Annotated in this window: 15 protein-coding genes; 4 read left to right on the forward strand and 11 right to left on the reverse strand. The window is 70.2% G+C overall.

What is annotated here, in order from left to right; all coding sequences use genetic code 11:
- Positions 1-7 precede the first annotated feature (7 nt).
- The 4 genes from menD to C8E99_RS08855 all read right to left on the reverse strand — a co-directional run bounded on the left by menD (position 8) and on the right by C8E99_RS08855 (position 6,077).
- Complete coding sequence (menD, locus tag C8E99_RS08840) at positions 8-1,969, reverse strand: 2-succinyl-5-enolpyruvyl-6-hydroxy-3-cyclohexene-1-carboxylate synthase (protein ID WP_245952204.1); 1,962 nt, start codon at positions 1,967-1,969, stop codon at positions 8-10.
- Positions 1,970-2,132: 163 nt separating this feature from the next.
- Entirely contained in the window at positions 2,133-4,202 is a 2,070-nt protein-coding gene (locus C8E99_RS08845) for a PhoX family protein (RefSeq protein WP_115931985.1), read from the reverse strand.
- Between the two features lie 149 nt (positions 4,203-4,351).
- The gene (locus tag C8E99_RS08850) at positions 4,352-5,395 is read right to left on the reverse strand and encodes an o-succinylbenzoate synthase (protein WP_115933346.1); all 1,044 of its coding nucleotides are present in this window, start codon (positions 5,393-5,395) and stop codon (positions 4,352-4,354) included.
- Positions 5,396-5,474: 79 nt separating this feature from the next.
- On the reverse strand, positions 5,475-6,077 hold the full coding sequence (locus C8E99_RS08855; protein ID WP_115931986.1) for a hypothetical protein: 603 nt from the start codon (positions 6,075-6,077) through the stop codon (positions 5,475-5,477).
- Between the two features lie 160 nt (positions 6,078-6,237).
- Here C8E99_RS08855 and C8E99_RS08860 point away from each other — a divergent pair, with 160 nt between their 5' ends.
- Entirely contained in the window at positions 6,238-7,248 is a 1,011-nt protein-coding gene (locus C8E99_RS08860) for a phosphatase PAP2 family protein (RefSeq protein WP_170144569.1), read from the forward strand.
- Here the strand turns inward: C8E99_RS08860 and C8E99_RS08865 are convergent.
- The 6 genes from C8E99_RS08865 to C8E99_RS08890 form a co-directional block, all read right to left on the reverse strand.
- The gene (locus C8E99_RS08865) at positions 7,245-8,549 is read right to left on the reverse strand and encodes an MFS transporter (protein WP_115931988.1); all 1,305 of its coding nucleotides are present in this window, start codon (positions 8,547-8,549) and stop codon (positions 7,245-7,247) included. The genes C8E99_RS08860 and C8E99_RS08865 overlap by 4 nt on opposite strands.
- A 90-nt stretch (positions 8,550-8,639) precedes the next feature.
- A complete protein-coding gene (locus C8E99_RS08870) occupies positions 8,640-9,905 on the reverse strand; it encodes an ABC transporter substrate-binding protein (RefSeq protein WP_170144570.1) in 1,266 nt (421 codons plus the stop codon).
- Complete coding sequence (locus C8E99_RS08875) at positions 9,902-10,951, reverse strand: branched-chain amino acid ABC transporter permease (RefSeq protein ID WP_115931989.1); 1,050 nt, start codon at positions 10,949-10,951, stop codon at positions 9,902-9,904. The genes C8E99_RS08870 and C8E99_RS08875 overlap by 4 nt, the downstream gene beginning before the upstream one ends.
- Positions 10,951-11,835: a branched-chain amino acid ABC transporter permease gene (locus C8E99_RS08880; RefSeq protein WP_245952206.1), complete on the reverse strand. Its 885-nt coding sequence runs from the start codon at positions 11,833-11,835 to the stop codon at positions 10,951-10,953. The genes C8E99_RS08875 and C8E99_RS08880 overlap by 1 nt, the downstream gene beginning before the upstream one ends.
- Complete coding sequence (locus tag C8E99_RS08885) at positions 11,832-12,545, reverse strand: ABC transporter ATP-binding protein (RefSeq protein WP_115931991.1); 714 nt, start codon at positions 12,543-12,545, stop codon at positions 11,832-11,834. Before C8E99_RS08885 ends, C8E99_RS08880 begins: the two co-directional genes overlap by 4 nt.
- Positions 12,532-13,344 (reverse strand): ABC transporter ATP-binding protein, encoded by an 813-nt coding sequence (locus C8E99_RS08890; RefSeq protein ID WP_115931992.1) that lies wholly within the window; start codon positions 13,342-13,344, stop codon positions 12,532-12,534. The genes C8E99_RS08885 and C8E99_RS08890 overlap by 14 nt, the downstream gene beginning before the upstream one ends.
- A gap of 285 nt (positions 13,345-13,629) precedes the next feature.
- Between C8E99_RS08890 and C8E99_RS08895 the strand changes: the two genes are divergently transcribed.
- The 3 genes from C8E99_RS08895 to C8E99_RS08905 all read left to right on the forward strand — a co-directional run bounded on the left by C8E99_RS08895 (position 13,630) and on the right by C8E99_RS08905 (position 18,350).
- Positions 13,630-15,132, forward strand: a complete 1,503-nt coding sequence (locus C8E99_RS08895) for an NCS2 family permease (RefSeq protein ID WP_245952208.1) — start codon at positions 13,630-13,632, stop codon at positions 15,130-15,132.
- Positions 15,133-15,201: 69 nt separating this feature from the next.
- Positions 15,202-15,945, forward strand: coding sequence for a 3-hydroxyacyl-CoA dehydrogenase (locus C8E99_RS08900; RefSeq protein WP_115931993.1), 744 nt, complete (start codon positions 15,202-15,204; stop codon positions 15,943-15,945).
- 101 nt (positions 15,946-16,046) lie between these two features.
- On the forward strand, positions 16,047-18,350 hold the full coding sequence (locus tag C8E99_RS08905) for a S9 family peptidase (protein ID WP_115931994.1): 2,304 nt from the start codon (positions 16,047-16,049) through the stop codon (positions 18,348-18,350).
- Positions 18,351-18,375: 25 nt separating this feature from the next.
- Here C8E99_RS08905 and C8E99_RS08910 read toward each other — a convergent pair whose 3' ends face one another.
- Complete coding sequence (locus tag C8E99_RS08910; RefSeq protein WP_115931995.1) at positions 18,376-21,507, reverse strand: FtsX-like permease family protein; 3,132 nt, start codon at positions 21,505-21,507, stop codon at positions 18,376-18,378.
- Between the last annotated feature and the right edge of the window lie 71 nt (positions 21,508-21,578).

Here is a 21,578-nt window from a genome sequence, read left to right on the forward strand (position 1 = left end):
AGTGGCCTTACCGGAACGTCGCACGGACCGCGGCCTCCACCTGGCGGCGGACGCGGGGCCGGGCGGAACGGTCCGAACGCAGCTCGAGCACCCGGCGGCCGGGGCCCGGGCTGCCACCGAGGGTGGACAACAGGTCGTCCTCGCTGTCCACCGGGATCCACTCCAGCCCGTAGGCGGCACACAGGGCGCGCACCTCCACATCCTGCGGGGTACCGAAGAAGCGCTCCACCACCTCGGCCATGTGCTCGCGCTGGGCCACCAGGCCGTGTTCGAGGCCGGCGAAGATCGCCCCACCGGCGTCGTTGACCACCACGATGTCCAGGTCCGGCTCTGGCTCCCCCGGCCCGATCAGCAGGCCTCCCACATCATGCAGCAGCGTCAGGTCCCCGCACAGCAGCACGGTGCGCTGGCCGGTGCCCAGCGCGACGCCGGAGGCCGTGGAGACCGTGCCGTCGATGCCGGCGAGTCCACGGTTGGAATAGACGATGGATTGCGGCACCGTGGGCGGACGCCAGGACAGGTCCACGTCCCGGATCACCGAGGACGAGCCCAGCACGAGGGGGCCCCGGACGGTGCTGGCCACGAGTTGACTGGTGCGCAGGGCGCCGGGCCGGCCGATCTCGTCGTGCCGGGTGGCCAGCGCGTCGTCCAGGGCGGCCTGGGCCCGCACCCCGGCCTGTTGCCAGTCCGTCAGCCAGCCGGCGGGGCCACGGCCGGCGACGACGGCCAGCTCCTCCAGATCCTCCACCGGACGTTCGCGGCGGGCACCGGGTTCGAACCAGGCCACCGGCTCGGGCTGGTGGAACGCTGTGGCCAGGTCAGCCCGGGCCAGCAGTGCGGAGATCTGCCGGGTCAGGGTCGGCCGGCCGAAGAGGATGACCTGCTCGATCCGGGCGGCCAGCGGATGGGAGTCCTCCCCCAGCCCGCCGGCGGACCCGAGGAGCCACGGGTAGGCGCCCACGGCGTTGTGGCCGAAGCGGGCGTTCGAGCTCGGCTCGGCGAGCAGGGGCAGGCCGAGGGCGTTCGCGAAGGCGGCAGGCAGGGGTCCGGAGCCGTGGCCGGCCACCACCACGGTGCGGGACTCGTGCAGCTCGGAGACGTCCAGGTCCAGCTGCTCGGTCAGGTCCATGGGGTTCACCCGGACGGGGCCGGGCAGCATGCTGGTGGCCTTGCTGGTGGTCTTGCTGGTGGGCTGGTCGGCCACGTCGCCGTCCCACGCCTCCGGGCCGGCGTCGTCCTCGGCCGGGACCAACGGCTCCCGAAACCGCAGGTTCAGGTGGATCGGGCCGGGTGCGGACTCGCGCACGGCGACCCCCGGCACCCCGGCGAATCCCTCCACGTCCTCGGTGTCGAAGCCACCGGCCGCAAGCAGCGCCCGGGAGACCACGGAGGCCAGGTGCTCCCGGTGCCGGCGCAGGGCGGTGGTGCGGGGATGGGCGTCCGCCCCGGAGACCTCGGCGGCCTCCGCGGCCAGCCAGTCTGGGATCTCGTCCGGATCCACCTCCGGGACGGTGTCCCCGCTCAGGGTCTGCTCGAAGCGCACGTGCAACGGGAAGATCCCGTCCTGGCAGGTGGTCTGGTTGGCGCCGGTGCCCTGCAGCTCCTCCGGGCGGTCAGCGGTCAGCGCCACCAGCTGGATCCCGGCGTGATCGGCTTCCATGAGGGCCGGCAACAGATTGCCCACGGCCGTCCCAGACGTGGTCACCACGCCGACCGGCCGCCCCGAGGCCAGGGCCAGTCCCAGCGCGGTGAAGGCCGCCGAGCGTTCATCGACGCGCACGTGGAGCCGGATCCGGCCGCCCCGTTCGGCTTCGGCGAGGGCGTAGACCAGGGGCGCGGAACGGGAACCGGGGGCGATCACGGCCTCACGCAGGCCGCCGTCGACCAACGCTGCGGTTACGGTCCGGGCCACCTGCAGGGCGTCCAGGGCCGGATTCAGGGTGGGCTGGTCATCCGGGATTCGCTCCATGGTCCTCATCCTACGGAGGAAGCCTGAGTGGGAGGTTAACTCCGGTGCGGGTCTAGCTGATCTGGCTACGCCCTGGAAACACAGAGTGACGCCACCCCCGTCTCCACCTCCGGCGTGGAGCCGGGCGTGGAATCGGGGATGGCGTCACTGGATGCGCCGCGGGTCAGCGGCTGTTGTTGCCGGTGGTCGAGAAGACCTGGACGACGGCCGGGCGCGGGACGGCCACCTTGTCCCCCTTCAGCGGGCCCTCCGGGACGAAGTCCGGGAAGTAGGAGGTGTGGGCCCCCCAGTCGCCGCCCTCACCGGGGTGCTGCACGGCCACGAACACGGAGTTGTCCTGGTCGTGGATCACCGGCCCGCAGGTCTCGGCATCGGCCGGCACGGCGAGGAACTGCTCCACGAGGCCGCGGTTGCGGCCTTCAAGGGTGACCTTGTGCAGGGCGTCGCAGTAGCCGATCTTGCCGGGCTGGCCGTCGGTGGAGACCCAGAGGTTGCCCTCGGAGTCGAAGGCCAGGTTGTCCGGGCAGGAGACCGGGGAGACCTGGTCCAGGGGCACCCCGTCGAAGTAGGCGGTGTTGCCCTCCTGGTTGGGGTCGCCGGCCAGGAACAGGATATTCCAGTTGAAGCGCTCGGCGGTGTGGTCGCCGCGGCGCTCGATCATCTCGATGACGTGGCCGTCACGGTTGCCGCCGTTGGGCTTGGCGACCGGGTTGGCCTCGTCCACGGCGTCGGCGGTCCGGCCGGAGTTGTTGGTCAGTGCCAGGTAGACCTTGCCGGTGACCGGGTTGGCCTCCATGTCCTCCGGGCGGTCCATCTTGGTGGCGCCGACCTTGTCACCGGCGAGGCGGGTGTTGACCAGCACCTCCTCCACGGACATGCCCTCGACCAGGGACTTGTCGTTCTTCACCAGCGGGATCCAGCGGCCCCAGCCGTCGAAGTCGCCGTCGGAGGGAACCGCACCGGACCCGTCGATCTCGGACTCCGGGGAGTTGCCGTTGAACTGGGCCACGTACAGGGTGCCCTCGGACAGGAGCGTCATATTGTGCTTCTTGTCGCCCTTGCGGTACTTCTTGCGCGAGACGAACTTGTAGGCGTAGTCGCCAGCCTGGTCATCCCCGGAGTAGACCACGGCGTAGCCGTCGCGGGAGACGACGGCGGTGCCGGCCTCGTGCTTGAAGCGGCCCAGGGCGGTGTGCTTGACCGGGGTGGACTTCGGGTCCTCCGGGTCGATCTCCACGATCCAGCCGAAGCGGTTGGCTTCGTTGGCGAAGCCCTCGTTGTTCAGGTTGAAGCGCGGGTAGACGGTCTCCCAGCGGCGCGAGGTCGGCCCGGGCGAGATGCCGAGGCGGCGCTCCTCGGCGGCACCGGAACCCACGAAGTACTGGTTGAAGTTCTCCTCGCCGGAGAGCACGGTACCCCACGGGGTGGTGCCACCGGCGCAGTTGTTCAGCGTGCCCAGCACCTTGGTGCCGGTGGGATCGTCCTTGGTCTTCATCAGCTCGGAGCCGGCAGCCGGCCCGTCCACGGTGAAGGTGGAGAATCCGGTGATGCGGCGATTGCGGCGACCGCCTCGGACGTACTCCCACGGCTGGCCCTTGCCGGCGCGCTTGAGGTCCACGACCGACAGGCCGTGGGCGGCGATGGCCGCGTTGATGACGTCCTCCGGGTTGGACTTGAGGTACTCCGGGGAGAACATGATGTTCTCGTTGGTGTACTCGTGGCTGTTCACCAGGTAGCCCGAGCGGTCGTTGCCGCCGTCGGAGATGACGTTCAGGTAATCGGAGTTGTAGCCGAACTGCTTCGACTGGGACTCACCGGTCTGCTGCTCCAGGTCGAACTCCGGGGAGTCCTCGAACAGCGGGTCGCCCCAGCGGATGATCGGGGCCCAGTCGTAGCCGGCCGGGACCGTCATGTTGTCCACGGTGCGCTCCACGGGGGCAATGGCGTCGAACGGCAGCTTGCCGCCGCCCCGGGGGTAGTGGCCGTTGTCGGCGACCGCCGCAGGGGCTTCATGGAGGGCGTTCGCGCCGATGACCACGGCGGCGGCGAGGCCCCCGCCCAGGCCGAGGGCCGCGCGCCGGGAGATCGCGGCGTTGGCGATGTCCCGGAAATGGGGGTTGCTCGAGGTGTTCGGAGCTTCGTGGGCACAGGCGCTGCCGCACTTGAGTTCACAGGTGATCGGCAGGCGGTTGCCGCGGGTGTGCCCGACCATGGGCAGGTGGCGCTTCAGCATGGGATTCCCTCTTCAGACGATGACGGTGGCGTTCACAAGGCCTTCACAGCCTGGCCTCGTCAATCCGCCGTCCGGTCACCGCCCGGTGACCTCCCGGTGAACACTGGGTGAGGTGTATTTAGGTCATGCCCATGCCACTCAATTCCCCGTCAGGTCGCGGACAGCACCCCGTGGGCCTGCATCAGGCGCTGACGCCACCACTGCTGCCGGTCCTCATCCGCACGCAGTCGCGCCAGGGCCGCCGGGTCGGGGACGGGACGGGCGCGCGACGCACCGGACGAACTTGACGCAAGACGGCCGCCGTCGGGAATCCACGGCCGGATGGCCACGTCCTCGGTGAACAGCGCCACGGTGCCCAGCCCGCAGGCATAGGGCAGCGCCGGCAGGCTCGCGGCGAGCGCCACCCCGGCGGCGATCCCCACGGAGGTGTCCAGGGCGGAGGACACCACGGCGTCCAGGCCGGCCGCCCCGACGATGCCCAGGGCGCGCCGCACCCCGCCGAGGGGCTGGACCTTGACCACCACGAGATCCGCCGCGCCGGCCCGGGCCACGGCGAGTGGATCGGTCTCCTTGCGGACGGATTCATCGGCGGCGATCCGCACCGGTGTTCCCGCGGCGTGGAGCGCTTCTCGCAGCCGGGCCAGCCCCGCGATCCCGGCCACGGGTTGCTCGGCGTACTCGAGCCCGTGCTCGGCGAGCCGCTGCAGGGCGGCGAGCGCCGTGGCGTGGTCCCAGCCCTGGTTGGCGTCGATCCGGAGCGCCGCGCCCGGACGCAGCCGGCGGACCTCGGCCACGCGGGCCACGTCCTCGGTCACCCCTTCGGGCCCGGTGCGGCCGGCCTCGGCCACCTTCACTTTGACGGCGGGCACCTCACCGAAGGAGTCCAGCACTCGCCCGACGTCGGCCGCGGCCACGGCGGGCACCGTCGCGTTCACGGGGACAGAGTCCCGCACCGGCGCCGGCCAACCCTGCCAGCCCGCCTCGATCGCGGCGGCCAGCCAACGCGAGGACTCCTCCGGACCGTACTCCGCGAACGGGGAGAACTCGGCCCAGCCGGCCGGTCCGTGCAGCAGCATGGCCTCGCGCACGGTGACGCCGCGGAACCGGGTGTGCATCGGCTGGGCCACGACGACGGCGCCCTCCAGGAGCTCGTCCAGCTCCGGCAGCCGCGTGCCGTCCAGCAGGGGCGAGATTCCGTCCTGGGCGCCGTGGGGGTTCTGGAGGTTGCGGTACTCAGTCACCCCGTCAGTCTATGGACGCCGGCAGATCCCTCTAGACCGCGGCGAAGTAGCCGAACTTGCGCGCCACGGAGACGGCGCGGGCGTGATCGCCGAGGACGGACTCCAGGGCCTCGACCACGGAGGCCGTGGTCTCCGGGCGCAGGTTCCAGTCCTCGTCGAACGGGTCGTCCCAGCGCGCCCAGGCGGTGCCGGTGGCGGTGAGGGCCAGCGCCATCTCCTCAACGGAACCGAAGGTGGGCTCGGGCTCCTCGAGCCGGTCCTCCCAGCCGTCCTCGCCCGGCGCGGTGAGGATTTTGCCGGTCAACCCGTCCAGGATGAAGGGATCGGGACCTTGCTTGGCCACCACCGTCCACTCGTCGTTCCAGTCCACCAGCAGCGCGCCGGTGCGGGGGTTCCACCGGTAGCCGGCCTGTTCGTCCCAGAGCCGTTCCAGCGGGAAGAACAGGAAGGGCAGGCCAGCGGTGTCGATCTCGATCCACTCCGGCCCCACCTCCCGGTAGAACCGGACGAGTTCGGGAGCCAAGGGCGATTCCCCGGCCCAGTCGAGGGGTTCCTGGCGGCTCATCGGCCCGAAGACGGACAGCGCCTGGCGGACCGCAGCCAGCTCGGGAGTGGGACCCGCAAGGTGTGCCATGGCCACTACAGTAAGCCGGAACCCACACCGAGGGTCCAGCATCCGCTGACCCCGGGATGACAATTCGGCGAAGAACACGCGACTCTGAGATGGACGGCGTGATCACCCCCACGGCCGGATGTTCGGAGTCCTCCCAGGCGTGTGGACCACAATGGCGTGCATGTCCCCTGCTGTCTCCGCCCCCGCGGGCGCCGGCACCGGCCCTGGCCGGCGCGTCCGTGCCGCCAGTGCCACCGGTTCCACCGGTGCCACCCGTGCCACTGTGCTGCTTCGGCCGGCACGCAGCACGTGGGCCTGGGTGCTGGCCGCAGCGGTGACCGCAGCCCTGCTGCTGTTGGTGTTCCGCGTCCTCGTGACCACGCAGACCGGCCAACTGGCCGAGTTCATGGCCCTGGAAGCGGCCACACACCGGCTCGAGGGACTGCGGGGGTCCACCCTCACCGTGCTCAACCGGCTGCCGGAGATCGTGGGGGTGGCCGGCGTCGGGGTGTTCCTGGTGTTGACGGTCTACCGGCGGCGCTGGTTCGCGTCCCTGGTGGCGGCGATGGCATTCGGGGCGGCGAACCTGACCACGCAGCTACTGAAGAACTGGGTGCTGGTGCGCCCGGACCTGGACAACGGGGTGCCGTACTACACCGGCAATTCCCTGCCGTCCGGTCACACGACGTTCGCCGCGGCCGCCGTGGTGGCGGTGTTCCTCATGGTCGCTCCGCGGTGGCGTCCGTTGACCGCCGCCGTGGGGGCCGTGTTCGCCACCGCGGTGGGGGCGGGGACCTTCATCGAGACGTGGCACCGCCCCGCGGACATGGTGGCGGCGTACCTGGTGGCCGCGTTCTGGGGGCTGGTGGCCGGCTACGTGATCCTGCGGACCGGGCCCGACTGGAACATCCGCGGCACCCGGACCGCCCGCCATCCGCATCCTGGCGGCCACCCCCTCTGGGACGTGGCCCTCTGGGTCACCGGTGGCGCGATGCTGCTGGGTGCCTGGTGGGGCTTCGAGTCGGCCGGGGGAACCGCAGCCCTGACCGCCGAACCGGACTGGTATTCCGGCTGGCACTTCCTCTACGGCGTGCTGTTCGCCACCGGTCCGGGGCTGCTGGTCTTCGCGGCTCTCTCCGGCTTCTTCCGCTGGCAGTCCGGGCGGCGCCGGCTGGCAGCACCACGCGACTAACGGGCCACCAGGTCCGCCACCGAGCCGGGCCCCTTGGGGAGCGAGCGGGCGAAGATGACGGCACCGGCCGCCGCGATCGCCGCCACCGCCCAGATGCCGAAGGCCAGCCCGGCCAGCCCCGTGACGGCGGAGAGAACCGCCGGTCCGGTGAGCATGCCGACATCGGACAACTGCCGCCACAGCGCCAGAAACTGGGGCCGGCCCTCCGGCGGCGAGTAGTCGGCGCCGAGCGTCATCACGATCCCTGAGCCGAAACCGTTGCCCAGGCCCACCACCACGGCCATCGCGGCGAACCACCAGGGAGATCCGGTCAATGGCACCAGTGCCGTGCCCAGGGCCAGTCCGGCCATGCAGAACACGGCCACCACGCGGCGTCCCCGTCGGTCCATGAGGAACCCCGAGGGGTAGAACATCACCAGGTCGGCCAGCCCCGTCAGCCCGTAGACCGCCGACGCCGCCGCTGGGCTCAAGCCGAGTTCCGTGGCCCACAGCGGGATCACCGCGGAACGGCTGGCCCGCGCCGCGGACAGGCACATCACGCCGATGCCGGCGGTCAGCAGCACCCGGCGGTGCCGGCGTGCCAGCCACCGCATGGTGGGCCGGGGGCCCGGCCCGGCAGTGACTGAAGCTGTGGGCGAGGCGGGCTGGGTGCTGCCGGCCGGCGTCGTTCCCGGTACGGGCAGGTCCTTGATGGTGAAGCTCATGCCGGCGGCGAGCACCATGGCCGCCGTGGCCACCACGAAGGCTCCCTGCAGGCCCATGACGGTCTGCAGTCCGGCCCCGAGGAAGGGCCCGGCGAACATGCCGATGCGGATGGTGCCGCCGAGGGTGGACATCGCCCGGGCCCGGTGGCTGCCGGGGACGGCCACCGCGAGGTAGGACTGCCGGGCGAGGTTGAAGCCGGCGCCGGCCATGCCCACGATCACCAGACCGGCGAGCAACAGGCCGAGCCCGGTGTGATCCGCCACCGGCAGCCATCCGGCCACGGCGGCCAGGGTCACCAGGGCGCCGAGGGATCCCACCCAGGCGGAGACGATGATCGTGATGCGTTCGCCGGCGCGGGAGGCCAGCCAGGCGGCCGGTGCATTGGCGACGAGGGAGCCGATGCTGACCAGGGTGACCGAGGCGGCCGCCAGCGCCAGCGAGGCGCCGAAGGCCGTGGCGGCGGGCGCCATGGCCGGCATGATCGCGCCGAGGCCCACCGCGTAGACGGCGGAGGGCGCATAGATCTGGAAGGCCTGTTCCAGCGGTCCGCCGCGGAAACCCCCGAATCGGCGACGCCGGCGCTCGGCTGCGGACATGGCTCGCCTTTCGCTGGACTCGGGAGCCACGCTACCGGAGCGCGCAGGCCCGGCCGGTCAGAGGACCGGCCGGGCCTGCGCGGGATGGGCCTAGTCGAAGGACTCCGCGGTCTCGTAGCCCTGCCCGTTGTACTTCTGGACCACCACGGTGGACACGGCCGGCTGGCCGTCCTCGGTGGTGTTGACCGAGGTGCCCTCGAGCATCAGCGGAGCCTGCAGGTCCTCGATGCTGCGCAGGGCCTCCATGAAGTTCTCCCGGGTCGGCTCGGTCATGTTCTTGAAGGCCTCCTCCAGGGTGGCACCGACCATGTAGCTCCACATGCAGTGCGGGAAGTCCGGCGTGGTCGTGTAATCGGCGGCGTACTGCTCGAGGTTCTCCAGGAAGGCCACCACGTCCTCGTCCTCGGCGAAGACCGGGCTCTGCGGCGCTTTGGCGAAGGACACCGAGTAGAAGCCGTCCTCGGCTTCAGCGGCGGCCGGCTCGAGGATGGCGACCGGGCTGGAGGTGTTGGACGGCAGGAACCAGCTCGGGGACCAGCCCAGCTCGCGGCTCTTCTCGATCGAGGAGATGACCAGCGGGGTGATGGACATGGCGTTGAAGAACACGTCCGCGTCCGTCCCGGCGAGTTCGGTGAGCTGGGCGTCGACCGAGGTGTCCGTGGCTTCGTAGGTCAGTTCCGAGACGATCTCGATGTTGTCAGAACCGGAGATGGCCTCCTTGAAGCCCTCGACGTAGCCTTCACCGTAGTCGTCGTTCTGGGACAGGATGGCGACGGTCAGGTCCTCGTCGGAACCGGCCAGCAGTTCACCGAACGCCTCACCCTCGTTCTGGTAGATCGGCACGAAGCCCAGCTGCCAGGGGCTCTCGGTCTGGTCGCTGAAGATCGGGTCACCGGTCTGGACGAGCACCTGTGGGACCTCGGAATCGATGGCGGCCTCCCGGTAGGCCCGGTTGGTGGGCGTACCGAGGCCGGAGGTGAAGGCGAAGACGTTGCCCTGGTTCTGCTGGAAGTTGGACAAGGCCTTCTGCGGATCGTAGGTGTCGTCGAACGCCTCGATCTCCACCGTGCGGGTCTTGCCGTCCCCGAACTCGATGCCGCCGGCCTCATTGGCCGCGCCCATGTACGCGGCCAGGCCGGCCACCGTGCAGGTGCCCGGGCCGGCCGTGCCACCACTGAGCGGTGTGGTGACGCCCAGGGTGATGGTCTCGTCCGTGATGCCGGGGCTGGCTGCCGTGCCCCCGCCGTCTCCACCGCCGTCCGATCCGCCGCCGTCAGAACGGCCGCATCCGGACAGGGCCATAGCGGCGACGGCGCCCATGGCAACGGCACTGAGGACCTTCTTCTTCAGGATCATGGCGAGTCTTCCTTTGCTGAGGCGGAACTGGGAGGGGTGTTGGGTGGAGTACTGGGTGGAGTACTGGGTGACGAGCGTGATGAGCGGCCGGTCCAGCGGCGCAGCACCCGGGGCAGGCTGGCGATGCCGCCCGGCAGGACGAACAGCACCAGCAGCAGGATCGCGCCCTGGATGAGCGAGGTGAGGGTGGGGGCCACCTCGTTGGTGAAGTTGGGGACCAGCACGTAGTACACGCCACCGATCAGGGAGCCGATGATCCTGCCGGCGCCGCCGACCACCATGGCGGCCAACAGGCTGATCGAGTGGTGGAAGGCCAAGGTCTCGGGGGACGTGTACTGCACGACCACCATGTAGAGGAACCCGCTGACACCGCCGACCATGGAGGCGATCGTGAAGGCGAGGACCTTGTACCGGTAGGGCGAGATGCCCATGGCCCCGGCCACGGCCTCGTTCTCCTTGACGATCCGGAAGGCCCGGCCGTACTTGCCGCGGACCAGGTTGAAGACCAGCAGGAAGGTGATTCCGCCGATGCCCAGCACGAGGTAGTACTGCCACTGGTCATCGGCCAGACCGGTCCAGCCGGGCGCGGAGGAGAACCGGGCGGAGATGCCCTGAGAGCCGCCGGTGAACTCGCTGAGCCGCTTGGCCAGGGGGACGCCGACGATCGGCAGGGCGATAGTGACCATCGCAATGGCCAGTCCGCCGAGCCGGGCGGCGGCCAGGGCCACGATCAGGCCGGCCACGCCGGGGATGACGACGGCGGCGAGGAACACCAGCGCGATGTTCCAGCCGTGCTCCACCCCGTAGGCGGTGACGTAGGCGCCGAGGCCCAGGAAGAAGATCTGGCCCAGGGAGACCTGCCCCGTGTAACCCATGATGACGTTCAGGCCGAGCACGGCGACGGCGAAGACGCCGATCCGCGCCAGCGTCTGATTGACGGGGATGGGCAGCAGCAAGGGGGCCACCACGAGCAGCACCACGGCCACCAGGGCGAGGGTGAGCTGGAACCACGGCGTCCGGAGCAGTCCGGTCTTCTGCGTGCCCATCAGACTCGCACCACGGTCTTGCGTCCGAACAGGCCCTGGGGCCGCAGCAGGAGGACCACGAAGAGCAGGATGAAGGGCACCGCGATCTTCAGGTCATGGCCGATGATCGGCACGTAGACGGCGGCCAGGTTCTCCAGGACGCCGATCAGCCAGGCCGCGACGACCACCCCGACGGGGCTGGTGATCCCGCCGAGGATGACGGCAGCCAGCGCGTAGACGAGGGTGGTGTCCAGCATGCCCGGGGTCAAGGAGAGCCGCGGTGCCACGAGGGCGCCGGCGACCGCGCCGAGTGCGGCGGCCAGCCCCCAGCCGACCATGAGCAGCCGCCCGACCGGCAATCCCGCGAAGGACGCGGACTGCCGATTGTCCGCCACCGCTCGCAAGGCGAGGCCCAGCTTGGTCTGGCGGAACAGGAGCTGCAACAGGACCATGATCCCGGCGATCACCAGGAAGGTGCCGAAGGACCGCCAGCTGATCGCGGCGCCCAGGAAGGTGAAGGCCGAGGACGGGAACAGGGAGGGGAACTGCAGGTTGTTGTAGGACCAGAGCCACCCGCAGATGCCGGTGAGCAGGGTCAGCAGGCCGACCGTGACCACCACCTGGGTATCCTCCGCCCCGCCCATGAAGCGTCGCATCAGGAAGCGTTCGATCAACGCGCCGATGAGGAACGAGGCCGCCACGGAGAGCAGGATCGCCACGATCAGGGGCAACCCCAGTCCGAGGAAGGTGAAGGCGAGGTAGGCCGAGAGCACGGCCATGCCGCCCTGGGCGAAGTTGATCATGCCGGTGGACTGGTTGACCAGGACGATCGCCAGCGCGATCGCCCCGTAGACGGAGCCCATGGCCAGGCCGTCGACCACCAATTGGATCAAGGTTCCCATCATGAGCCTCCCAGGTATGCCTTGCGGATCTCGTCACGGCCCTTGAGCTCCGCCGAGGTTCCGCTCAGGACGCTGCGCCCCGTCTCCAGGACGGTCGCCGTGTCCACGATCGTGAAGGCGAGGTTGGCGTTCTGCTCCACGAGCAGCATGGCCACGCCGGTCTCCTCGCGCAGCACCCGGATCGCGTCATAGACGGTCTTCGCGGTGCTGGGGGCCAGCCCGAGGGAGGCCTCGTCCAGCAGCAGGAGCTTGGGCCTGGCCATGTAGGCGCGGCCCACGGCCAGCATCTGCTGCTCACCTCCGGACAGCGCCGAGGCGTTCGCGGTGTAGCGCTCCTGCAGGTTGGGGAACAGCTCCAGCAGGTGGTCGATGTCCTGCTGGATCCGCTTGCGGTCCTTGCGCAGGTAGGCCCCCACCTGGAGATTCTCCTTGACCGTGAGGTTGCCCAGGGTTCCGCGCCCCTCCGGCACGTGGGCGATCCCGAGGGCGGCGACCTCGTTCGGCTTCCGGCCGCGGATGTCCTGGCCTTCGAAACGGATCTGTCCGCCGGCCCTGACGGCACCGCTGATCGCGCGCAGGGTGGTGGTCTTCCCCGCTCCATTGGCACCGAGGATCCCCACGGCGCCCTGCTCGGGGACGCTCAGGGACACCCCGTGAAGCACTTGGACGGGGCCGTAGTGCGCCGTCAGGTCCGTGATCTCAAGCAACGTCATCGCCGATGCCCTCCGCACTGTCCGCACTGCCCGTGCTGTCCTTGCCCAGATACGCCTCAATCACCCGGGGATCGGACTGGGCCTCCGCCGCGGTGCCCTCCATGAGCTTGCTGCCGTGGTCCAGCACGACCACCCGGTCCGCCAGGGCGGAGATCACCCCCATGTGGTGTTCAACGATCACGAGCGTGATCTCGCCGGCGGCCTTGAGGTCGTGGACGGTCTGGATGAACGAGTCGACCTCGCCATGGGACAACCCGGCGGCAGGCTCGTCCAGCAGCAGCACCTGCGGCCGCGCCATCAGGGCCCGGCAGAGTTCAACGCCCTTGTGCAGGCCATGGGAGAGTTCGTCCGCGCTGCGGTGCGCCGCCCAGCCGAGGCCGAGGTCCTCCAACCGGCCCCATGCCTCGGCCCTCAGCGCGCGTTCGCTGCGGACCATCGGCGGCAAGCGCAGGGCCCACGACGCCGGCCCGCCCGGCAGGCGGGCGTGACCCCCCAACAGCACGTTGTCCAGGACGGTGGACTCCAGTTGCAGGGCCGGATGCTGGAAGGTCCGGGCGAGGCCGTGGCGGGACATGCCCGCCGGCCGGGTCTGGCTGATCTCGGCATCGTCGATCCGGATGGAGCCGGAGCTCGGCCGGTAGTGGCCGGAGATGCAATTGAACAGGGAGGTCTTGCCCGCTCCATTGGGGCCGACCAGGCCGAGGACCGTTCCCGGTTCCACAGCAAAGCCGACATCCTTCAGGACGGTCACTCCGCCGAAGTGGAGGTTGACCTCCGCCAACGTCAAACGTGCTGCCATGTGCCCACTGACTCTTCCGGTGCGAGGTGAAGGGGCACCACTCCCGTGGGAGTGGTGCAGACGAGTCAAGCCGGAGGGGGGTGATCCAGATCACAACCGCGTCTGGCTTGGATCGTAGACGCATCCGGGCAGGATTGCCAACAATATTGGTGGCAATCAGTGGGACCGTGGCCTTTTCGTGACGTCCGGCCGGTGACCCCGTCGCTTGTGATCTCCCGCACAAGACCGGCCCCGGGGCCTCCCCGCCCGCCTCGGCACCAGCCCGTCGCCGCTAACATGTCCTTCATGCCTTCGCCAGAGTCGCCCTCCGCCGCCGCCACACTGGACACCGTGAACTCCGTGGACACCCCGGGATCGAAGAACGCCCTGGACCGGTTCTTCTTGATCTCCAGACGCGGCTCGACGGTGGCCCAGGAGATCCGCGGCGGCCTCGCCACGTTCCTGGCGATGAGCTACATCATCGTGCTCAACCCACTGGTCCTCTCCGGCCCCGACGCCAACGGGGACACCCTCGGCATCGCCCGGGTGGCCGCGGTGACCGCCCTCGTGGCCGGCGTCTCCACCATCGCCATGGGCGTGTGGGCCCGCCACCCCTTCGCCTTGGCAGCCGGCCTGGGCGTCAACGCACTCGTGGCCATCACGGTGGCCACCACCACCGGGATCACCTGGCCCGCTGTCATGGGCCTGGTCGTGATCGCCGGACTGGTCATGGTTCTCCTCGTGGCCACCGGCTTCCGGCAGGCCGTGTTCAATGCCGTCCCGGACGCCCTGAAGACCGCGATCGTGGTGGGCATCGGCCTGTTCATCGCCCTGATCGGCCTGGTCAACTCGGGCTTCATCCGCCGGGTGCCCGATGCCGCCGGGACCACCGTCCCGGTCGGGCTGGGGACTGGAGGGGAACTGGAGGGCTGGCCGGTGCTGGTCTTCGTCGTCGGGCTGCTGGTGACCGCCGTGCTCGTGGTCCGCAAGACCCGCGGCGCCATCCTCATCGGGATCGTGGTGGCCACGGTGCTGGCCAACATCCTGGAGGCCGTCTTCCACATCGGTCCATCCGTGGACGAGGCGGGCAACGCCAACCCCACCGGCTGGTCCCTGGTGGCACCCTCCTTCCCCGAATGGACCGCGCCGGACCTCTCCCTCGTCGGCCAGGCCGATCTCCTCGGCGCCTTCACCCAGGTCGGCCCGCTGATGGCCCTCCTGTTGGTCTTCGCCATCCTGCTGTCCGTGTTCTTCGACGCCATGGGCACCTCCGTGGGCCTGGCCCGGGAGGCTGGCAACGTCACGAAGGACGGGGACATCCCGCACCTGAACCGGGTCCTCATGGTGGACGCCCTGGCCGTGTCCGGGGGCGGTGGCGCCTCGGGCTCCGCCAACCAGATCTTCGTGGAGTCCGGCACCGGAATCGGCGAGGGCGCCCGCACCGGCTTCGCCTCCGTGGTCACCGGCGTGCTGTTCCTGCTGGCGATGTTCTTGACACCGCTGATCTACCTGGTGCCGTTCGAGGCCGTGGCCCCGGCCCTCGTGGTGGTCGGCTTCATGATGGCCACCCAGGTGGTCCAGATCGACTGGGCGGACTGGGGCGCCGCCCTGCCGGCCTTCCTCACCTTCATCCTGATGCCGTTCACCTACTCGATCGCCAACGGCATCGGCGCCGGCATGATCGCCTACGCCATCATCCGCACAGCGCAGGGCCGGGCCAAGGACGTCCACCCGCTGCTGTGGGTGGTGGCGGCGGCCTTCGTCGTCTACTTCGGCATGGGCGTCTTCCGCGGCCTACTGGGCGTGTGACGCATCCCACAGCTGCCCTGCGGTACGGTCTGAATCGTTAAGAACCGTTAACCGAAACCCAGGAGCACCATGGAGTTCACCGACCGCACGTTCCTCGTCACCGGCGGCGCCTCGGGCCTCGGCGCCGCCACCGCCCGGGCCCTGTTGGCCCGTGGCGCCCACGTCGTCGCCGCTGATCTGAAGGGCACGCCCCCCGAGGGGGCCGTCCTCGTCGAGACCGACGTGACCGATCCTGCGCAGGTGGCCCACGCCGTCGAGGTGGCGTGCCAGCAGGGCGGGCCGCTGGCCGGCGTCGTGAACTGTGCCGGTATCGCCACCGCGGAGAAGGTGCTCGGCAAGCAGGGGCCGCACGAGCTGGAGTCCTTCGCGCGGACCGTGCAGATCAACCTCGTCGGCACGTTCAACGTGATCCGCCTGGCGTCCGAGGCGATGGCACAGAACGAGCCCGGGGAGGACGGCGAGCGCGGGATCATCATCAACACCGCCTCCGTGGCGGCCTTCGACGGCCAGATCGGCCAGGCCGCATACTCGGCCTCCAAGGGCGGGGTGGCCGCCATGACCCTGCCGATCGCCCGCGAGCTGGCCCGCCACGGCATCCGCGTCATGACGATCGCCCCCGGCATCTTCTGGACCCCCATGATGGCGGGACTGCCCGAGGCCGCGCAGGAATCGCTGGGCCAGCAGGTCCCGTTCCCGTCCCGCCTCGGCCAACCGGAGGAGTACGCGGAGTTGGCCCTGCACATCATGCAGAACCGGATGCTCAACGGGGAGACCATCCGGCTGGACGGCGCCATCCGCATGGCCCCGAAGTAAACCCCACTGCCAGATCGCCACAGCGCGACGGCGCCTCAGCCGAGAGCGGACCGCCCGCCCCCACAGCCGGGACCGGCGGTCCGTGCTGTTGAATGGCCTGTATGACTTCCGCGAGCGCCCAGCAGACCAGCACGGATACCACGACGCCGGCCGGCGGCACCCAGCCCCCGGTGGCCGAGGCGCGGCCCGTGGCCCGCACACACCACGGGCACACGTTCACCGACGACTTCGACTGGCTGCGAGACAAGGAGTCCGACGAGGTCATCGCACACCTCGAGGCCGAGAACGCGTACACGGCGTCCGTGACGGCGGACCAGGAGCCATTGCGCTTGGCGATCTTCGGGGAGATCAAGGCCCACACCGTGGAGACCGACCTGTCCGTGCCCTCCCGCAAGGACGGCTGGTGGTACTTCGTGCGCACCGAGGAGGGCCAGCAGTATGCCACCCACTGCCGCGTCCAGGCCACCGACACCGGTGACCGGCTGGCCGACTGGACCCCGCCGGTGATCGAGCCCGGCGTGCCCGTGGCCGGCGAGCAGGTCATCCTGGACGGCAACGCCGAGGCCGAGGGCCAGCCCTTCTTCTCCCTGGGCGGGATCGCCGTCTCCCGGGACGGGCACCTGATGGCCTACGCCGTGGACCATGCCGGGGACGAGCGCTTCACCCTGCGCATCCGGGACCTGCGCACGGGTACGGACCTGGCGGACGAGATCCCCAACGTGTCCTACGGGCTGGTCTTCGATGCCACCGGCACCCGGGTCTTCTACACCGTCCCGGACGACTCCTGGCGCCCCTACCGAATCCTCGCCCACACCCTCGGCGCCCCCGTAGAGCAGGACCAGCTGCTGTTCCAGGAGGACGATCCTGGCATGTGGTCCGGTTTCGGGCTCTCCGCAGACCGCACCGAGTTGCTGGTCTCCGTGGGCAACTCGGAGATCGCCGAGACACTCGCCCTGGACTTGCCCGACTCCCCCGATGAGCCGCTGGGCGAGCTGCGGATGCTGGTCTCCCGGGACCTCGGCCTGCTGCATGACGTGGACCCCGTGACCCTGGACACCGCCGGCGGCCAGGACAGCACCGGCCGGTACTACGTGATCGTCCACAACAAGGACTTCTCCAGCGAGGACGAGGAGCACGGCCCCACTCCGGCCCCGAACAACATGGTGTCCCTGGCCGCCCGGGACACGGTGACGGATCCGCGGTTCTGGCGCACCGTCGTCGGGCATTCGGACACCACGAAGGTGGACGGCGCCGCCGTCACCACCACGCACCTGGCCCTGGCCGTGCGGCGTGAGACGACCCCGCGCACCCTGGTGATGCCGCTGGCGGGACTGGGCGCCGAGGGGCAGGCGGCACCGGTGGAGCCGGACTTCGGTGAGGAGCTGTACTCCTGCGAACTGGGAGCAGCCCCGTTCGACTCGCCGTTCCTCCGGCTGGGGTACTCCTCCTGGGTCACGCCCACTCAGGTCCTGGACTATGAGGTGGACGGCGGCAAGCTGCATCTGCGCCGGCAGGTCGAGGTCCCGGGTTATGACCCGGACCAGTACCTCGTGGAGCGGTGGTGGGCCCCGGCCGACAGCGCTGCCGGAGATGCCCACAAGGCCGCCATCCCGCTGACCGTGATCCGCCGCCAGGACACCGAGTGGGACGGCTCGAACCCGTGTGTGGTCTACGGCTACGGCAGCTACGAGATGTCCATGGACCCGGGCTTCACCGCGGCACGGCTGTCACTGCTGGACCGGGGCGTGGTCTACGTGGTGGCGCACGTGCGCGGCGGTGGCGAGCTGGGCCGCAGCTGGTACGACCACGGCAAGAAGCTGCACAAGAAGAACTCGTTCACCGACTTCGTGGACGCCACCCGCTTCGTGGCGCAGTCCGGTTGGGTGGACCCAGACCGGATCGCGGCGATGGGCGGCTCCGCCGGCGGACTGCTCATGGGCGGCGTGCTGAACCTGGCACCCGAGCTGTACCGGGCCTGCGTGGCCCAGGTGCCGTTCGTGGACGCGCTGACCTCCATCCTGGACCCGGACCTGCCGCTGTCCGCCCTGGAGTGGGAGGAGTGGGGCAACCCGATCACCGATCCCGAGGTCTATCGGTACATGCAGGAATACACCCCGTACGAGAACGTGCGTGCCGTGGACTACCCGGCGATCGCCGCGGTGACATCCCTGAATGACACCCGCGTGCTGTATGTGGAGCCGGCCAAGTGGGTCCAGCAGTTGCGCCGCACCACCACCTCGGACCAGGCCACGCCGCTGACCGAGGGCGGCGCCCCGATCGTGCTCAAGACCGAGATGGACGGCGGCCACGGCGGCGCCTCCGGCCGGTACCGGGCCTGGGAGGACCGCGCCTGGGACTACGCGTTCCTGCTGACGGCATTGGGCGCCACCGAGCTCCGCGCCTGATCAGCGCAGCTGGTGCCTGATCAGCTCAGTCGCGGTCCCGCTGGCGGATCGGGAGTGTACCGGGCACCACGAGCCACGTCAGGGCCGCGGCCAGCACCGGCACGCCGATCACCAGGACCGCCAGTTGCAGCCACGGGATCCATTCGACGGAGTAGAACTGCACGGCTCCGATCCCGATGACGGCCACCGCCCCCACGGGCACGCCTAGCAGGGTCCCCAACAGGGCGCCGGTGAAGGTCTGGGCGGCCGCCATCGACTTCCGGGTGCGGGGATTGGCACCGACGGAGGACAGAACGGTCTGGTCACGCCGCGCGTCGGCGAGTGCCAGACCTGTGGTCATGCCGGCCACCGAGAACACCAACAGCGCGGTGGCCCCGGCGATGCCCCACAGCAGCGGTTGCATCCCACTGCCGCCCTCGAACATCGAGGACAGCCAGAGGTCTTCCGAGCCCAAGACGTCGCTGGCCAGGGCGTTCTGCTTCTCCGTGACCGGTTCGGCGAACCGTGCCAGTACGCCGTCCAGCACCATGGACTGGTCCATACCGGCCAAGGCGGTGACCGGGATGATGGCGATCGGCTGGTCTCCTTCGAGTTCGGGGACCACTACGGCGTCCAGGCTCACCGAGTGCTCGGGCTTCCACAGGACACTGCTGCCCTGGACGGCACTGAACCCGGTGATGCCGGCCGTCGGATCGCCGCTGGCCTCCATCTCCTCGATCCAGATTCGGTCCTCCTCACCGAGTTCCACGCCCGGAACCGCGTCCACATCCAGGGTGAACTCGCCCAGGGTGACCCGACCGTCGGCGTCCACATACTCCGGATCGGAGACCACCGCCTGCCCGGACCGCACCGCCGCCAGCAGGTCCTCATCCCCGCCGAACATCGGCAAGGGGACCGTCTCAGGGCGTAGCGGATCGACCACCATGATGTTCGTCAGCGGGTCGGGGTCTAGGGGGCTGCCCATCGTCCCCGCCTCGATCCCACAGGTCACGCCGTCCGCGCGGGACATCGCCTGCCCGGCTTCATCCACCGCCAGGCGCCGGTCGTCCACGGTCGGCCCGTCCGGGATCGGGATGTGGCAGGTGGAGCCCTCCGGATACAGCGGCAGGAGTTCGAAGCAGTCGGCCGAGTAGTCCACCGCGCAGGAGGACTGCGGCCGGTGGACCTGCCACTGCTCCACCATCCGGGGCGCCCCCGGCACGGCGGAGAGACCTTGCAGTTCCTTCACCACGCCTCTCGCGCCTCCGGTGTACAGGCCGAGGTCATCGGCCGTGGGTGCCTCACCGCCCTCGGCGTAGCTGGCCTCCTGGTCCAGGGCGCGCTGGATCTCCGCCCGATCCTGGACCCACACATAGCCGGTGTCCGCCGTCGGTGCGCCCTGCCGACCGCCGTCAATCCCGTGGGCCGTCATGGCGACGGAACACAGCACCGCGGCCCCGACGGCGGTGGCGGCCACCACGGCAGCCGCCACCGGCACGGTGCGGGTCCTGTTCCGGTGGGCGTCGCGGGCCGCCATCCGCAAGGACACGGGCAGCCGGCCACCCAGCCGTGCCAGTCCCGTGACGGTCGAGGGCAGCAGCATCAGCATCCCGAGCAGCAGGAGCATGGCCGAGCCGACGAGTAACAGGGCCAGTGCGCCCATAGCGCGGTTGAGATCCCCGATGGTGGGCACCGCCATCCCGACTGCCATGGCCCCGGCCGCGATCAGCACACCGGCGCCCACCAGGACCAGTCCGGCCACGAACAGACGGCGGCTGGCCGGCTTGCGCTCTCCGGACGCCCCCTTGATGGCAGCCCAGGCGTCCTGCCGCGCGGCGGCCCGGGCCGGGATCCAGGCGGCGACGACGGCGCAGGCCAGCCCCAGCACCACGGCCAGTGACACGACCCACCAGGGCACATGGGGTCCGTAGACCAACACGTGCCGGGCGTCAGCGGCCCACAGAAGCCCCAGGGCGAGGCCCACGCCAAGCAGAGCCGCGCCGAATGCACCGACCAGTCCGCACCAGAGTCCGGAGAACACCATGGTCTGGCGCAGCGTGGCAGGCTCCGCTCCGGTCACGGAGAGCAGGGCGGTGGCCCGCCGCTGCTGGCGCGCACCGACGGCGAAGGCCGCCCCGGCCAACAGACCGGTCTCGGCCAGGGCCAGGACACCGATGAACACCAGGGGAAGGTAGATCATCCACCTCTGGGCCGAAGACCACAGGCTGTCGAAAATTGCGCCGATCTCGCCGGGGTTCTCCATCACGGGGGCGAAGAGGACGCTGAAGCCCGCCTCGTTGAAGGCGCGGTAGGCGGCATAGTCGTCCGGGACGTCACCCGTGAGGTAGGCGGTGACCTCACCGGGAACCTCGAAGGCCGCCGCTGCCTCGGACCCGGCCGGAACATAGAGCACGGGGTGCCCGTCTCGCAGCGGCAGGACCAGGTCCATGGCCGTGGCCCATTGTTGGGAGCGGTCCAGCTGGGTGCCGCTGATGGCCAGGCTGATCGGGTCAGAGGAGCCGGCCGTGCCACCACCGGGTAGCTCCAGCTCGACTCGATCCGTGGGTGCCGCCGCCAGGCCTCGGACTTCAGCCCTCTCGTTGGCCGCGTCCAGCTCCGTCAGCAGGCCCAGACTGGCCATGACCTGCCCATCTCCGGCCAGGCCACCGTCCAGCAGCTGGAACCGCCGGTCCTCACCCTGCAGGTCGGGACGGCTGAAGTCGGCGATGACGATCTCCACGTCCACGCTCGAGCCGGGCATCTCAAGGGAGCCCCTGGCGGTCGTCACGAAGGTCGCGTCCGCGCCGGCCGGGAGCGCCTCCTGAAGGGAACAGCCGGCGGCCGGGTCAGTGCCGGCAGGGCAGACCGGCCAGTCCTGGGCCGCTTCATCCAGGGCTTCCAGGTCGATCGTTGCCCCGTAGGTCCCATCAGCGGCGTCCTGGGCGTTGATAGCGCCGTGCGGGTCGGTGGGCGACTGCAGATCCCGGTCCCCGAACTCCCCGGGCGCCAGGTAACCGTCGAATCCCCACAACCATTGCCGGTGTTCCTCGGCCTGCGACGGTAGGGAGGTGGAGGCCGTGATCACGGAGCCGAAGGCCACCCCGAACACGGGCAGGCCGATCAGCAGCAGGATCAGCAGGGTCCGCCAGGGGTGGCGGCGCAGGTCCCGTGCGGCCATGCGGGCCGCGGAGCGCCGGGAGCCGCTGGCAGCACCCGGCCGGGGGCCGACGTCGGCAAGGGGCCTTTCGT

The sequence above is a fragment of the Citricoccus muralis genome (genome assembly GCF_003386075.1).
Taxonomy (GTDB): Bacteria; Actinomycetota; Actinomycetes; order Actinomycetales; family Micrococcaceae; genus Citricoccus; species Citricoccus muralis.